Annotated in this window: 12 protein-coding genes; 2 read left to right on the top strand and 10 right to left on the bottom strand. The window is 63.0% G+C overall.

From position 1 onward, the window contains the following. The first annotated feature begins 103 nt into the window (after positions 1-103). Complete coding sequence (locus ACD590_RS05580) at positions 104-2,413, top strand: PAS domain-containing sensor histidine kinase (RefSeq protein ID WP_130759520.1); 2,310 nt, start codon at positions 104-106, stop codon at positions 2,411-2,413. Between the two features lie 20 nt (positions 2,414-2,433). On the opposite strand, the gene ACD590_RS05575 is transcribed toward ACD590_RS05580, so the two are convergent. The 6 genes from ACD590_RS05575 to ACD590_RS05550 form a co-directional block, all read right to left on the bottom strand. After that, a complete protein-coding gene (locus ACD590_RS05575; RefSeq protein ID WP_018241318.1) occupies positions 2,434-2,781 on the bottom strand; it encodes a hypothetical protein in 348 nt (115 codons plus the stop codon). A 98-nt stretch (positions 2,782-2,879) separates the two neighbouring features. Continuing rightward, complete coding sequence (locus tag ACD590_RS05570; protein ID WP_439002302.1) at positions 2,880-5,837, bottom strand: bifunctional [glutamine synthetase] adenylyltransferase/[glutamine synthetase]-adenylyl-L-tyrosine phosphorylase; 2,958 nt, start codon at positions 5,835-5,837, stop codon at positions 2,880-2,882. Positions 5,838-5,970: 133 nt separating this feature from the next. Further along, positions 5,971-7,380, bottom strand: a complete 1,410-nt coding sequence (locus ACD590_RS05565) for a sensor histidine kinase (protein ID WP_018446198.1) — start codon at positions 7,378-7,380, stop codon at positions 5,971-5,973. Then, complete coding sequence (locus ACD590_RS05560; RefSeq protein WP_018241315.1) at positions 7,377-8,132, bottom strand: response regulator transcription factor; 756 nt, start codon at positions 8,130-8,132, stop codon at positions 7,377-7,379. Before ACD590_RS05560 ends, ACD590_RS05565 begins: the two co-directional genes overlap by 4 nt. Before the next feature lie 66 nt (positions 8,133-8,198). Then, on the bottom strand, positions 8,199-9,794 hold the full coding sequence (locus ACD590_RS05555) for a Do family serine endopeptidase (RefSeq protein WP_018241314.1): 1,596 nt from the start codon (positions 9,792-9,794) through the stop codon (positions 8,199-8,201). 337 nt (positions 9,795-10,131) lie between these two features. Further along, positions 10,132-10,608: a MarR family winged helix-turn-helix transcriptional regulator gene (locus ACD590_RS05550; RefSeq protein ID WP_197728238.1), complete on the bottom strand. Its 477-nt coding sequence runs from the start codon at positions 10,606-10,608 to the stop codon at positions 10,132-10,134. 58 nt (positions 10,609-10,666) lie between these two features. Here ACD590_RS05550 and ACD590_RS05545 point away from each other — a divergent pair, with 58 nt between their 5' ends. Next, on the top strand, positions 10,667-11,086 hold the full coding sequence (locus ACD590_RS05545; RefSeq protein ID WP_018241312.1) for a cupin domain-containing protein: 420 nt from the start codon (positions 10,667-10,669) through the stop codon (positions 11,084-11,086). A 90-nt stretch (positions 11,087-11,176) separates the two neighbouring features. Here the strand turns inward: ACD590_RS05545 and ACD590_RS05540 are convergent, their stop codons facing one another. The 4 genes from ACD590_RS05540 to ccmI are packed head-to-tail and all read right to left on the bottom strand — an operon-like array spanning position 11,177 to position 15,262. Continuing rightward, the gene (locus ACD590_RS05540; RefSeq protein ID WP_028733901.1) at positions 11,177-11,632 is read right to left on the bottom strand and encodes a cytochrome c-type biogenesis protein; all 456 of its coding nucleotides are present in this window, start codon (positions 11,630-11,632) and stop codon (positions 11,177-11,179) included. After that, positions 11,629-13,626, bottom strand: a complete 1,998-nt coding sequence (locus ACD590_RS05535; protein WP_439002301.1) for a heme lyase CcmF/NrfE family subunit — start codon at positions 13,624-13,626, stop codon at positions 11,629-11,631. The genes ACD590_RS05540 and ACD590_RS05535 overlap by 4 nt, the downstream gene beginning before the upstream one ends. Further along, on the bottom strand, positions 13,623-14,120 hold the full coding sequence (gene ccmE, locus ACD590_RS05530) for a cytochrome c maturation protein CcmE (protein ID WP_222283952.1): 498 nt from the start codon (positions 14,118-14,120) through the stop codon (positions 13,623-13,625). The genes ACD590_RS05535 and ccmE overlap by 4 nt, the downstream gene beginning before the upstream one ends. Next, positions 14,117-15,262, bottom strand: a complete 1,146-nt coding sequence (gene ccmI, locus ACD590_RS05525) for a c-type cytochrome biogenesis protein CcmI (RefSeq protein WP_425338006.1) — start codon at positions 15,260-15,262, stop codon at positions 14,117-14,119. The genes ccmE and ccmI overlap by 4 nt, the downstream gene beginning before the upstream one ends. Positions 15,263-15,321: the final 59 nt, after the last annotated feature.

Genomic DNA, 15,321 nt, shown 5'->3' with positions numbered 1-15,321 from the left:
ACGGATTTTTACCTTTGCCTCTGGACAAGGCGAATCACCCATGATTCTCTAGGTCAGGTTCGAGCGAGCGGCGCGCGAATCACACGAGGGACAAGGCGAAGAGATGATGGACGTGCGGCGGGCAACCGTGGCCGAAGGACGGCTGCGTGTCGATTTTGACGGGCTGAAAGCCTGGCGCGACAGCCTTTCCGGTCATGCGAGATCGGAACCACTTCTCCGTTATCTGCCGAAGGCCGAGCTGGTCTTGAAGCGAGCCATTCCGGCGCTGATCGTCGCCTTCCTCTTCGTCGTCGCCGCCTCGCATTTCTTCGGCATGATGAGCGAGTACGGGCGCCTGGAGGCCTCAGCGCGCCATGCCACCGCCCTTTCGGCGGCGACCGCCTCTGCCGTGTTTGCCGATGCGGCCGACATATTCGACAACGGCGATATGACCGAGGCGCAGGCCCGCCTCGCCAAATTCCTGCCGCAGGACCGGCTCGACAGCGGCGCCTTCGTGCTGCTCGTGCAGGCAAGCGGCAAGGTTTTTGCCGCGACCACCGCCGGGCTTTCGCATGTGGGCAGCAATGTCGGTGATTTCTTCCCCGAAGTCTCGGCGATCCGGCGCTTCGGCGATCGCGCCGGCGTCATCGAAACGACGATCGGCGGCGTGCCGCACTATGCCGAGATCACGCTGGTGGGCAATGCCGGCGGTTATGTCGTCGCCGCCACCTCGCTCGACGAGATCGGCCGGCTCTGGCGCGAGGAGCTGGCGCTCAACGTCACGCTGTTTGCCGGCATCTCCTCGATCCTGCTCGTCATCCTCTATGCCTATTACACGCAGGTGAAGCGCGCCCGCGATGCCGACGACATCTTCCTGGAATCGAACCTGCGCGTCGAGACGGCGCTGTCGCGCGGCCGCTGTGGCCTCTGGGATTTCGATTTCGAGAACCGCGAATTCTTCTGGTCGCGCTCGATGTACGACATGCTCGGCCTGCCGGGCTCCGACAAGACGATGGGCTTCGGCGAAGCCGCCCGGCTGATGCATCCCGATGACGGCGGGCTCTACGAGATCGCGCGCGCCATCGGCAAGGGCGCTTCCGGCCAGGTCGATCAGATCTTCCGCATGCGCCATGCCGGCGGCCACTATGTCTGGATGCGGGCCCGCGCCCAGGTGATCCGCAGCAATTCCGGCCGCATGCACCTGATCGGCATCGCCATGGACGTGACTGAACAGCATCGGCTCGCCCAGCGCTACGCAGAAGCCGACCAGCGCCTGGCCGACGCCATCGAATGCACCTCGGAAGCCTTCGTGCTCTGGGACAAGAACGATCGCCTCGTCATGTGCAACACGCATTTCCAGCAGGCCTATGGCCTGCCGGACAGCGTGCTTGTGCCCGGCACCGAGCGCTCGACCGTCAATGCCGCCGCCGCCCGTCCGGTCATCGAGCGGCGGATTTCCGATGCCGACGGCTCCGGCTATTCGCGGACGACGGAAGTACAGCTTGCCGACGAGCGCTGGCTGCAGATCAACGAGCGGCGCACCCGCGACGGTGGCAGGGTCTCCGTCGGAACCGACATCACGCTGATGAAACGCCATCAGGAACGGCTGCGCGAATCCGAACGCCGGCTGATGGCAACGATCGGCGATCTTTCGGCTTCGCGCCAGACGCTGGAGAGCCAGAAAGCCGAGCTCTCGACGGCCAACGCCAACTATCAGGCGGAGAAGGAACGCGCCGAAGCCGCCAACAAGGCGAAATCGGAATTCCTCGCCAACATGTCGCACGAGCTGCGCACGCCGCTCAACGCCATCCTCGGCTTCTCGGAAATCCTGCAGAACCAGATGTTCGGGCCGCTTGGCTCGCTGAAATACGACGAATATGCCCGCGATATCCATGACAGCGGCAAACATCTCCTCAACGTCATCAACGACATTCTCGACATGTCGAAGATCGAGGCCGGCCACGTCAGACTGCATTGCGAGCGCATCGATCTTGTGCCTCTGATCGAGGAAAGCCTGCGTTTCACCGCCATTCCGGCGGCTGAAAAGAACATCGTCATCGAACAGCGCATCTGCTCCGGCTTGACGCTGACGGCCGACCGCCGGGCGATGAAACAGGTGCTGCTCAACCTGCTCTCCAATGCAGTGAAGTTCACCAACAGCGGCGGCCGCATCGCGGTGCGTACACGCCGCGTCGACGGCTTCGTCGTCGTCACCATCGCCGATACCGGCATCGGCATTCCACGCTCGGCGCTTGCGAAGATCGGCCAGCCCTTCGAACAGGTGCAGAACCAGTATGCCAAGAGCAAAGGCGGCTCCGGCCTCGGCCTCGCCATTTCCCGCTCGCTGACCTCACTGCATGGCGGTCGCATGAAGATCCGCTCACGCGAGGCCGTGGGTACGGTGATCTCGCTGCGGATTCCGGACGACGTCTAGCAATTGGCTTTTCAAATCGTTCATCGATTTTCCGAGCGATCCTGGGACTGCTTTCGCCCCTGCCTTTCCTTTATCTGGCGAATCTCGGCAAGCTGGCCTTTGAGTACGACCAAGGCGTCTTGTTCCTCTTGTGAAAGGTTCTCCAACGGAACATGTTTCAGCAGTACCTCAAGCGCATCGCCAATGCGGCCGATCTGCCGACCATAGCTCCCCACCTCGTCCAGAATCGTTTGTTCCGTTTCGGGCGCCGGCGTCGATCCAAGATCAATGTTGACGAAGCCGATCTGTGATCCCTGCTGATAAAATGTCCACGGATTGATGGCCTGCCAGAGTCTTTCAGGCGCCAGTGCTAAATTGAAGGTTTTCATTTTCCATTCCCCGCGATTGAAACGGCAACATAGGAGAAGTCGGTCAGTCAGGCGATTGCTGCGCGGACAATCTCTGCATATTTCCGCGACGAGAGCTGTCAGGCCTTCACGATGCTCAGAAATATCTTCCTGACCGCTTTTGCCAGCCGCTTCACCTCCCCCTCCAGCGTCTTGATATCAGGGCAATCGCCGGCGCGGTAGACGAGTTCAACGAGGCCTGATGGCGCGTCCTTGGGATCGAATAGGCCGTCAATGCAGAGGCGGATCAACTGCGAAAGACCGGTATAGAGCGCAAAGGCCTCAAGGCAGGTATCGAGATCTGCCGGCGCCATCAGCCGGTCGCCAAGGGCTTTCAAGGCCTCGCCAGTGCTAAGCCCGTTCACGGGCGTGCCGACACCTTTGGACGGAGCGATCAGCGCCAGGTACTGGGCGATGAATTCGAGATCGATGACGCCGCCGGGGATCTGCTTCAGGTCCCATGGACCGCCCGGCGGCTTTTCCTTGTCGATCAGTTCGCGCATTTCGGCGACGTCATGCGCCACCTTGGCAATGTCGCGATCGGTCGACAGCACCTCCCGGACGATCAGTTCCGCTTCGGCGATCAGGCTCTCATTGCCGCAGATCAGCCGGGCGCGGCTGAGCGCCATATGCTCCCAGGTCCATGCCTCTTCGCGCTGATACTTGCCGAAGGCATTGATACGGGTGGCGACCGGCCCCTTGTTGCCGGATGGGCGCAGCCGCATGTCGACCTCATAGAGCACACCTTCGGCGGTCGGCGCCGACAAGGCGGCCATCAGCCTCTGGGTGATGCGGGTGAAGTAACGGGTCGCGTCGAGCGGCTTCGGCCCATCGGATTCGGAGGCCGTGTCATCATAATCATAGAGCAGGATCAGATCGATGTCGGAACCGGCCGTCAGTTCGAAACTGCCGAGCTTGCCCATGCCGGCGACCGCGATGCGCCCGCCGGGATAGTCGCCGTGCGCGGCCTGCATCTCGCCGATCACGGCATCGAGTGCCGCTGCGATGATGAGGTCTGCGAGATGGGTGAAGGCGCGCGCCGCCATCTGGCCGTTGATCGCGCCGGTGAGCAGGCGGATGCCGATCAGGAAGCGCTGCTCGGCGGCGAAGATGCGCAGCCGGTCGAGCACCTCTTCATAGTGGCGGGCCTGGGCAAGCGAGCCCTTCAGCCGTTCGCCGAGATAATCACGGGTCGGCAGCTCTGCCATCAGGCCGGGATCGAGCATGCCATCGAAGACATGCGGCTTGGCGGCGATCACCTCGGCAAGCCGGGGTGCTGAGGACATGATGTTGACGATCAGCGACAGCAGCGCCGGGTTGCTGCCGAGCAGCGAGAAGAGCTGGATGCCGGAGGGAAGACCGGAGATGAAGCTATCGAAGCGCAGCAGCGCCTCGTCGGCGCGCTTGCTTTCGCCGAAGACCCGCAGGAGCTCCGGCGCCAGCTCCGTCAGCCTTTCACGCGCCTCGACCGATTGCGTGGCGCGGTAGCGGCCATAGTGCCAGGTGCGGATGATGCGGGAAATATCGGACGGTCTGTTGAAGCCGAGTTTCTTCAAGGTCTCCAGCGTGTCGGGATCGTCGCCCTGGCCGGTGAAGACGAGGTTTCCGGTATCGGTGGAAAGCCTGCTCTCCTGCTCGAAGAGGTGGGCATAACGCCGCTCGACCGTCTTCAGCACGCCGACCAGCCGTTCGGAGAAGCTCGGCGTGTCGGAAAAGCCCATCATGAAGGCGATGCGCTTCAGGTCGGCATCGGTCTCCGGTAGCAGGTGGGTCTGCTCGTCGCGCACCATCTGGATGCGGTGCTCGACATCGCGCAGGAACCAGTAGGCCTCCGTCAGTTCGTCACGGGTTTCCGCGTCGATCCATTTCGCCTTGGTGAGTTCACCGAGCGTCTCCTCCGTCGCCCGACCGCGCAATGCCGGCATGCGACCGCCGGCGATCAGTTGCTGGGTCTGGACGAAGAATTCGATCTCCCGAATGCCGCCGCGGCCGAGCTTGACGTTATGGCCCTTGACCGCGATCGCACCATGGCCCTTATGCGCGTGGATCTGCCGCTTGATCGAATGGATATCGGCAATCGCCGCGTAATCGAGATATTTGCGGAAGACGAAAGGGGCGAGCCCGCGCAGGAAATCGCCGCCCGCCGCAAGGTCGCCGGCAACGGCGCGCGCCTTGATGAAGGCCGCCCGCTCCCAGTTCTGCCCCCTGCCCTCGTAATAGATCATCGCCGCATCGACCGGGATCGCCAGCGGCGTCGAACCGGGATCGGGGCGCAATCTGAGATCGGTGCGGAAGACGTAGCCGTCGGCTGTCCGCTCCTGCAGGATGCGCACCAACCGGCGCATCATCCTCGGGAAAACCTCGATCGCGTCATCCGGGTCAGGCACGATGCCCGCCTGTTCGTCAAAGACGACGACGAGGTCGATATCGGAGGAATAGTTGAGTTCCGATGCGCCGAGTTTGCCCATGCCGAGCACGATCAGCCCGGAGCCGTCGCTCGGTGCTGCCAGATCCCGCAGCCGCAGCTTTCCACCCTCATGCGCCGCCAACAGCAGATGGTCGATCGCGGCGGCAACCGAAGCTTCGGCAAGCTCGCTCAGCCAGGCCGTCGTCGCCCGGCCGTCGAAGATGCGTGCGAGATCTGCGAGTGCGACGAGGAAGGCCACCTTGCGCTTGATGATGCGTAGCCTGCTCATCACCACGGATTCCGAAGGCGCCGCCCCCTCGCCGTCCCTTTGCCAGCAGCGCCGCGCCTCGGCGACCAGCGCCTCGATCTGCGGCTCTAGCGGTTCAGTGACGGCGCCAGCGAGGATGGCGGGATCGAGATTGACGATTTCACGTAGATAAGGCGACAGCGTCAGAACGGCCGCGATGAAATCGCGAAGCGGGCTCTCCGTCTTCAGCATCGCAGCCACTGACGGCTCGCTCTTGCCGGCCTCCTGAAGGTCGGCCAGTGCCAGCTTCAACTCCGTCTGGTTCAGCGGACGCAGCAGCCCTTCGGCGACATCCTTCAGACCATGCGTCGATTTCGTCAGCATGCACTCTCCCTGCTTTAGCGCCTAGGGAAACGACCACGCAGAATCGCGGGAACGCCTCCCTGACCGGCATTAAACTAGGGTCTTGGCGGAAAACCGCCAATACGCGATTCAGCCGATCATCGGCATCGAGTCATCAGGCAGCCTTGGCAGGGAAGATCATGCTGACGGTCAATCCGCGCTGTTCGGGCTTGTCAGGATCGGTATCGGAGAGTTCCAACCGGCCGTTGTGCAGCTCCATCACGGCCTCCACCAGCGAAAGCCCCAGCCCTGTGCCGGGCTTCGACCGGCTTTCATCGAGGCGGACGAAGCGCTTCACCACGTCGTCGCGCCTGTCGGCCGGAACGCCCGGCCCATGGTCGGCGACAGAAAGGCAGATGCCATCCGGGCGACGGGCAAGCTTCAGCGACACCTTGCCCGCCCCTTCGGTATCGGAGGAATATTTGATGGCATTGTCGAGCAGGTTGAAGATTGCCTGGCCGATCAGCTCGCGATTGCCCTGGACCTCGACATCAGGCTCGATGCTGAAGCTGAGGCCGAGTCCGGCCTCCTCCGCCGCCGGTTCGTAAAGCTCGGCGCTATCGGAGACGATGGTCGAAAGCTCCACCGGCGACATCTCGGCCGCGACCGATCCGGCCTCGACGCGGGAGATCATCAACAGCGCGTTGAAGGTGCGGATCAGTTGGTCCGATTCGGAGATGATGCCTTCGAGCGCGGTGCGCCGCGTCTCGCCATCGGCGATATCGAGCGCATCGGCCGCCTTGTTGCGCAGCCGCGTCAGCGGCGTCTTGAGATCGTGGGCGATGTTGTCGGAGACTTGCCGCAGGCCCTCGTTCAGCTTCTCGATGCGCTCCAGCATGGTATTCAGAGACATCGACAACCGGTCGAATTCATCGCCCGATCCGCCCACCGGCAGGCGCTGCGACAGGTCGCCGGCCATGATCTTCTTGCTGGCATCCGACATGCGGTCGATGCGTTTCAGCGCGTTGCGGCCGATGGCGAACCAGATGATGATGGCGCCAAGCCCCATGATCGCCAAGGCTACCATCAGCGCCTGGCGCACCAGCAGACGGAAACGCTCGGGGTCGCCGAGGTCGCGGCCGATTAATATTCGCAAGCCGTTGTCGAGCACGAAGATATTGGCGATCGCCCTATGTCGGCGCTCGACGCCACTGTCGGTATAACGCTGATAGATGAAGGGCGCGGAGGTCCAGCCGATCTCCTCGAAGACACCCGGCTGAACCGAGGCGACGTTGCCGGCGAGAATATCGCCCGAGGGACCGGCGATGATGTAGAGATTGGCGCCCGGCTGGCGGGCACGCCGCTCCATCGTGCGCAGCAGGAGGTTCATGCCGCCGGTGTCAAAGGCGCGCTGCACCTGCTCCACCTCCTGCCTGACGGCGTCGCGGATCTGGCCCGTCAGCAGCCGTTCCGACATCGCCGTCACATAGAAGACGAGCGTCGCGGCGCAGATGGCGAAAAGCAGGATGTAGAGTGCCGAAAGGCGGACTGCGGTGGACTTGAAGAGAACCTTGAAACGGCTCATCCCTCATCCTTGATCATGTACCCCGCGCCGCGAATGGTCTTCAGCAGCGGCTGGCTGTAGTCCTTCTCGATCTTCGAGCGCAAGCGCGAGACATGGACGTCGATGACGTTGGTCTGCGGGTCGAAGTGGTAGTCCCAGACGTTTTCGAGCAGCATGGTGCGGGTCACCACCTGGCCGGCATTCTTCATCAGATATTCGAGCAGGCGGAATTCGCGCGGCTGCAGCGGGATCTCCTTGCCGCTGCGGCGCACCTCGTGGGAGAGCCGATCGAGTTCGAGATCGCCGACGCGATAGACGACGTCCTGATCCGGCGTGCCCTTGCGACGGCCGAGCACCTCGACGCGCGCCAGCAACTCGCTGAAGGCATAAGGCTTCGGCAGATAATCGTCACCGCCGGCACGAAGGCCGGTCACGCGGTCATCAACCTGGCCCAGCGCGGAGAGGATGAGCACCGGCGTATGGATGGCCTTGCGGCGCAACTCACTGATGACGGAGAGCCCGTCGCGGCGCGGCAGCATGCGGTCGATGACGATGACGTCATAGGTATTTTCCGACCCCATGAACAGACCGCTCTCGCCGTCGCTGGCGTGATCGGCGACGATGCCCGCCTCGCGAAAGGCTTTCGTAAGGTAGACCGCGGCTTCGAGATCATCTTCGATGATGAGAATCTTCATGCGGCCGACATTACCCACCGGCTGCGTTTCGGCAAGGCTCAAAGCATCTTCCTGCGGGGCGGCGCTCATGGCGATCATCCTTCAAAGGTCAGAAGAATCGAGCCGCGCGGACTTTCGTCCGCACGGCTCCCGTTGTCTTGAGGATCAGCCCTGGCCGTTGATCGGAAGCGCGACGAAACGGCTTCCTTCGTTGGACTGGATCTGGAAGAGCGCGCGGGTGCGACCGTCCTTCTTGGCCTGGTTCAACACCTTGACGACCTCGTCGGGGCTGGAGACCTCCTGGTTGTTGACCGAAGTGATCTTTTCGCCTTCCTTGATGCCCTTGTCGGCGGCGTCGGAGTCCGGGTCGATGGCGGTGATCGCCAGGCCCTTGCCGTCATCGGACGGACCGACCGTCAGGCCGAGATCGGCAAGCGCCTTCTCGGAAGCCGGCGCCTCGGGCTGCTGCGGCTGGCTGTTGTCATCGGCGGACGCATCCTTCTGGTCGACCGGCAGCGTGCCGAGTTCGACGGTGAGAGGCTGGGCCTTGCCAGCACGCCAGACCGAAAGCTCGACCTTGCTGCCCGGCTGCATCGCGCCGATGCGGCGGCTGAGATCACGGGCATCCTTGATCGTCTCACCATTCAGCGCGGTGACGACGTCGCCAGCCTTCATGCCGGCCTTGTCACCCGGCGAACCGGCCTGCGGGGCAACGACCAGGGCGCCGCTCGGCTCGGAAAGGCCGATGGATTCGGCGATGTCCTTGGTCACCGGCTGGATCTGGACACCCAGCCAGCCGCGCGAGACCTGGCCGTCCTTCATCAGATCGGCGACGACATCCTTGGCGGTCGAGGCAGGAATGGCGAAGGCGATGCCGACGCTGCCGCCCGACGGCGAGAAGATCGCAGTGTTGATGCCGACGACCTCACCGCTGAGGTTGAAGGTCGGACCGCCGGAGTTGCCGCGGTTCACGGCGGCATCCACCTGCAGATAATCGTCATAAGGACCGGAGCCGATATCGCGACCGCGAGCCGAGACGATGCCGGCTGTGACCGTGCCGCCGAGGCCGAAGGGATTGCCGACGGCAACGACCCAGTCGCCGACGCGGACATTGTTGTCGTCGGCCCAGTTGACGTAGGTGAACTTCTTGCCCTTGCCGTCAACCTTCAGCACGGCGAGATCGGTGCGCGGGTCCTTGCCGATCAGCTTGGCATCGAGTTCGGTGCCGTCATTCATGACCGCGACGAAGGCCTGACCATCGGAAACGACGTGATTGTTGGTGACGATGTAGCCGTCCTCGGAGATGAAGAAGCCGGAGCCTTGGGCCACGGGGCGGAGGCGGCCCTTGCCGCCCGGACCATTCGGACCACCATTCGGTCCGTTCTGGCCGAAGCGCCTGGGATGGCCCTGCTGATCATTCGGATCCTGACCGAACTGCTTGAAGAACCGCTTCAACGGATGATCGTCGGGAAGGTCGTCGAAGCCGCGGCCGTTGAAATCGAAGGAGAAGCCGTCATTGTTGTTGTCGGAGACGGGATTGACGCGATTTTCGACCCGGACGGAAACGACAGCCGGTGAAACGGCGTCGACGACATTGGCGAAGCTCGGAACGGCGGGCGCCTGAACTTTGACAGCTTCAGCATAAGACCGGGTAATTTCGAGCGGAACGCCGGTTGCGAGCACAGCGGCTGCGATACCGGCGACGGTAGAAGCCTTGAGCACAGTGGCGAGGGACGGACGTCCGTTGAAATTCTTGAGCATTGGAGCACCTTCTCTTGTTCTTAGTTCTCAGAGCCGGCGATGCCGGATCAGTCGATGAGTAAAGATATAGGACGCCGCACCTTACTGCGAACTGTCCGGCCAATGAAAAGTTGGTAATGTTTGCAATGTTTGGCAAACGGCCGAACGTATATGGGCCTTCACCCGCGGCGGCTCCGGCTCAGGTAGACTGCGCTACACGCGCTCCTTTGCGGAAGCGGCCTTCAATTCCCGTGGACTTCGGTCGGCTAATATTTATGCTTTCAGGCCGGCTCACCTTCAGAGGTACGGTTCTCGATCCATTCTGAGACAGTCCTTACCACCGTCGCAAAGTTGAGTTTTAGCGGTTTGTCGGTTCTTGTGCTTTGGTCGACAGCTGCTTCAGCACATCCACGAAGTCATCGAAGCGCTCCTTTCCAACCTCTTTGGACCATTGCTCATGCAACTGCCGAAGACATCCGAAAATGGCTGCGACTACTTCATGTCCCCGTGGCGTCAGATAGACCAGTCGGCGATCGCTGCCGTCGGCTGCACGACGCTCGACATAGCCCAGGTCTTCAAGCTGGCTGAGCAGATAGTTCACAGCTTGTCGCGACATCCGCTTCTGACGCGCGAGCTCGGACGGTCTGATGCCATCCGGCAGCGGAAACGAGAACACGGCAAAATGCGTCTCCTGGAAGTCAACAAACCCCGCCTCGTGAATGGCTTGCAGCATACGGTCGCGCACATGCTGCCAGACAACGCGCAGCAGCGCGCCGAAGAACGGCGGACCGGGCAATGCGTCGGGAATTGAATGCGGGGACAATGGGATTGACATATATGTAAAGTCACTTTACGTTTTGATGTAAAGTTACTTTACATTGTGGGGACCTTTGATGGAAGCGGTGCGAAACGATATTGTGCGGATCGGGCAACTCGAACTGCGTTTTCTCATCTGTGAAGTCGGCGCGACGGTGTTTGAATTCACAGTGCCATCTCGGGCGCGCGTCCCCGCTCCGCACAGTCATCGGGATGCTGACGAATTCCTCTACGGCCTTGAAGGCGCGCTCACTGTCATCGTCGACGGCCAAACGCACGAGATTCGCGCCGGCGACGCCATATTCATTCCGCGAGGGGCGGTGCACCATCACGAGAACCTGCATGATGGCGCAGCCAAGGTCTTGGCGACCATCACGCCGGGTACAATTGGACGGCGTTATTTCGAGGAAATTGCCGAGGTGGTGAACGTGCCCGGCAAACCGGACCTCGCGAAGGCCAATGAGATCATGCTCCGCCACGGACTGGTCCCGGTCTGATCAGCTCACCCAAGCCTCGCAATTTTCCAGTTGATTGCGCATCACCCGCCGCGGCGCACAAGTCGCGCTGGGGAGTTGCCGGCTGGCCGGTTATTTTTTCAGAAGCTCGCTCAGCCGCGCCTGCTCGTCCGCCGTTAGCTTGCTGCCGGTCGGCTTGCCCGCCCTCTTGCGCGCAAAGACCAGCAGTGACAGCCCGCCGGCCAGCACCAGCAGCAGCGGGGCACCCCAGAGCAGCACCGTCTTCATGCCGACACGCGGCTTCAGCAGCACGAACTCGCCATAGCGCGAGACGATATAGTTCAGCACCGCCTCGTCGCTGTCGCCATCGGTGATGCGCTCGCGCACCAGCAGGCGCAGATCCTTGGCCAGATCGGCGTTGGAATCGTCGATCGACTGGTTCTGGCAGACCATGCAGCGCAGTTCCGCCGAAAGGGCGCGGGCCCGTGCCTCGAGCGCCGGATCGGCCAGCACCTCATCCGGATTGACGGCAAAGGCGGGGGCGGCCATCAGCAGCAAAGCAAAAGCCAGGAGCAGACGCCGCATCATTCCGCCGGCTCCATTGCGGGAGCTGCCGGCTTTGCCGGCTTCGCCTTGCGGCGCGGGGCGCCGACACGCAGGCGCCGGTCGCTGAGCGAGACGAGGCCGCCGAAGGCCATGAACACCGCGCCGCCCCAGATGCAGAGAATGAACGGCTTCCACCAGATGCGTACGACGATGCCGCCGTCCTTGGTGGCATCACCCAAAGAGACATAGAGCTGGCTCAGCCCGAAGGTCAGGATGCCGGCCTCCGTCGTCGGCATCTGCCGGGCGGTATAAAGGCGCTTGGCCGACCAGGTATCAGCAACCGCGACGCCGGCACGGCGGATGGTGAAGTGGCCGCGGTCTTCGGTATAGTTCGGTCCGGTCCCTGGCTGCATGCCGTCGAAGTGCAGGCTGTAGCCGCCGGCCTCCGTCACCTCGCCCGGCTTCATCTCGATGACGTGCTCGCTCTGGAAGGTCGTCACCGCGACGATGCCAAGCACGGTGACGCCGAGCCCGGCGTGGGCAAGGGCGGTGCCGAAGGCCGAACGCGGCAGGCCGGAAAGCCGGCGCCAGGCAAGACGGCCCGCGACCTTGCCGATGCCGGCGCGATACCAGAGATCGGCGACGGCGCCGAGGATCAGGAACAGCCCGGCGGCGAGGCCGAGCACTGACAGCACCGGCCCGCCATGTTCGATGTAGAAGAAGATCACTGCGGCAAGGAAGGCAAGACCTGCCACGACATAGAGCCGCTGCAGGGCACCGAGCAGATCGCCGCGCTTCCAGGCCAGCATCGGCCCGAAGGGGACGATGACGATCAGCGGCGCCATCAGCAGGCCGAAGGTCAGGTTGAAGAAGGGCGGCCCGACGGAAATCTTGTCGCCGGTCAGCGTTTCCAAGAGCAGCGGATAGAGCGTGCCGGTGAGCACCGTGCCGCAGGCGACCGTCAGGATCAGATTGTTGACAACGAGCGCGCCCTCGCGCGAGATCGGCGCAAACAGCCCGCCTGCCGACAGCCGCGGCGCGCGGAAAGCAAATAGCGACAGCGCCCCGCCGATGAAGATCAGCAGGATGCAGAGAATGAAAACGCCGCGGGATGGGTCGCTGGCAAAGGCATGCACCGAGGTCAACACGCCGGAGCGCACCAGGAAGGTGCCCATCAGCGACAGCGAAAAGGTGAGGATGGCCAGCAGCACCGTCCAGATCTTCAGCGCCTCGCGCTTTTCCATGACGAGGGCAGAATGCAACAGTGCGGTACCGGCGAGCCATGGCATGAAGGAGGCGTTTTCCACCGGGTCCCAGAACCACCAGCCGCCCCAGCCGAGCTCGTAATAGGCCCAGTAAGAGCCCATGGCGATGCCAAGCGTCAGAAAGGTCCAGGCGGCAAGCGTCCAGGGCCGCACCCAGCGGGCCCAGGCGGCGTCGATCCGCCCTTCCAGCAGGGCCGCGACCGCAAAGGAGAAACAGACGGAGAAGCCGACATAGCCGAGATAGAGCAGCGGCGGGTGGATCGCCAGACCGACATCCTGAAGGACCGGGTTGAGATCGCGGCCCTCGGCCGGCGCCGGATCGAGCCGGAGGAAGGGATTGGAGGTCAACAGAATGAACAGGGTGAAGGCGACCGATATCCAGGCCTGCACGGAAAGTACATTGGCCTTCAGCGTCTCCGGCAGATTGCGGCCGAAGACGGCGACCAGAGCGCTGAACAGCGTCAGGATCAACAGCCAGAGCATCATCGATCCCTCGTGATTGCCCCAGACGCCGGAATATTTGTAGAGCAGCGGCACCAGAGAATGCGAATTCTCCCAGACGTTCTCGACCGAAAAATCCGAGACGACATGGGCATAGGTCAGCACGCCGAAGGAGAAGGCCACCAGCGAGAACATCGCCAGCGAGCCGATCGTTGCCACATCCATCATCGCCCGGTCGTGACGGCGCGCCCCGATCACCGGCACGATGGAGAGGATGAGCGCCGTTGCCAGCGCCAGCACCAGCGCGTAATGGCCGATCTCAATGATCATGGCGTCGCCTTCACTTCCTGGCCCTGAGCTTCCTTGCGTGGGCTCTCCTGGCCTTGGCCTTCCTTCCACAGCCCCTGGGATTTGAGCCTGTCGGCCACGTCCTTCGGCATATAGGTCTCGTCATGCTTGGCAAGCACGGTGTCGGCGACGAAGACGTTCGTGCCAGTGGCAAACATGCCTTCGGTGACGACGCCCTGGCCCTCGCGGAAGAGATCGGGAAGGATGCCGGTATATTTGACCTTCACGGCATTGGTGCTGCCGTCGGTGACGGCAAATTCCACCGTCGAACCGGTGCCGCGCACGACACTGCCCTCGCCGACCAGGCCGCCGAGCCGGATCCGGGTTTCCGGCGCCACCGGCGTCTTGGCGAGATCGGCCGGCATGTAGAAATAGGCGACCGACTGGCTGAAGGCGAACATCACCAGCAGCACGGCGGTGAGGATGAAGCCCATGCCGCCCGCAATCACCGCCAGGCGCTTCTGCTTGCGCGTCATTGCGTCGCTCCCTCCGTGGCTATGCCGAGTTCCCTGGCAAGCGCCAGCAATTGCCTGCCCTCTTCGCCAGGCAGCGGAAAGGCCGCAAGTCCGCGCTTCAGGGCGCCGGCGGCGCGATCCTTGTCGTTCAATACGGCGTAAGAGCGGACGAGCCGCACCCATCCCTCGAAATTGTTCGGATCCTCGCTGAGCTTGGCGTCGAGGCTCTCGACCATGCCGCGGATCATCTGCTGCCGGTCGCCGGCACTCATGTTCTCGGCCGCCGCCACATCTTGCTGCGTCGGATTGCCGGGAGCGCCTGGTGCAGCCGGATTGGCGCCTGCCGGCGCGCCGCCGTTCATGGCGATATGCTGGTTGACCAGCGGCAGCCACGGCGCATCTGATGGCGATTGTTTCGCCAGCGCTTCGAAGGCCTGGCGCGCCTCATCGGGCTGTCCCGCCTGCTCCATGCTGAGGGCGATGTAGAAGCGGGCACGCGGATTGTCAGGCTGCAGCGTCAGCGATTGTTCCAGCACTTGCCGTGCCTCCTCGGTCACCACGCCGTCGGAGACCGCCATCAGCGTCTCGGCAAGGCCATCGAGCCGGACCGGGCTCGGCCCGAGAAGCCGGATGGCATTGCGGTAGGCCACTTGCGCATCGTTGACGCGCATCGTGCGGAAATAGATCGGCGCCAGCACATCCCAGCCCTTGCCGTCATCAGGTTTCTCAGCCAGGTGCCGTTCCGCCTTGGTGATCAGCACCGCCACGTCGTTGCCAGGGTTTTCCAGCCGCGCTTCCAGCGGCTGCGAGGGCAGGTCCGGCCTGCCCGTCGTCAAATAAAGACAGAGCCCGAGAACCGGCAGGACCAGGAGGACGAAGGCCTCGGTGAAACGGTGATGCCGTGCGGGTTTCGGCGTCTCAGCCGGCTCGTCGGCAGAGACGGCGATCAGCCGCCGGCCGATTTCCGCCCTGGCGTAGTCGGCCTCCTCCGGGGTGATCAGCCCGCCATCGAGATCGCGGTCGAGTTCGCGCAACTGGTCGCGATAGACAGCCGCCTCGCCCGCACGGATATTATCCGCCGCCTTCGCTCCGCGCAGAAGGGGGTAGAGCAGGATGACGGCGAGGGCTGCCGTCAAAGCGGCAACGAGAATCCAGAACAGCATGTCGCCCAAATACGTGAAGCGCGCCTTCATTCCAACTGCCAAAGCCGGAATGACGAAGA

This window comes from Rhizobium sp. 862_C5_N1_2 (assembly GCF_051811205.1).
GTDB lineage: Bacteria > Pseudomonadota > Alphaproteobacteria > Rhizobiales > Rhizobiaceae > Rhizobium > Rhizobium leguminosarum.
Note: the sequence above shows the minus strand (reverse complement) of the source record. Positions and strands in the feature narration are given on the sequence as shown.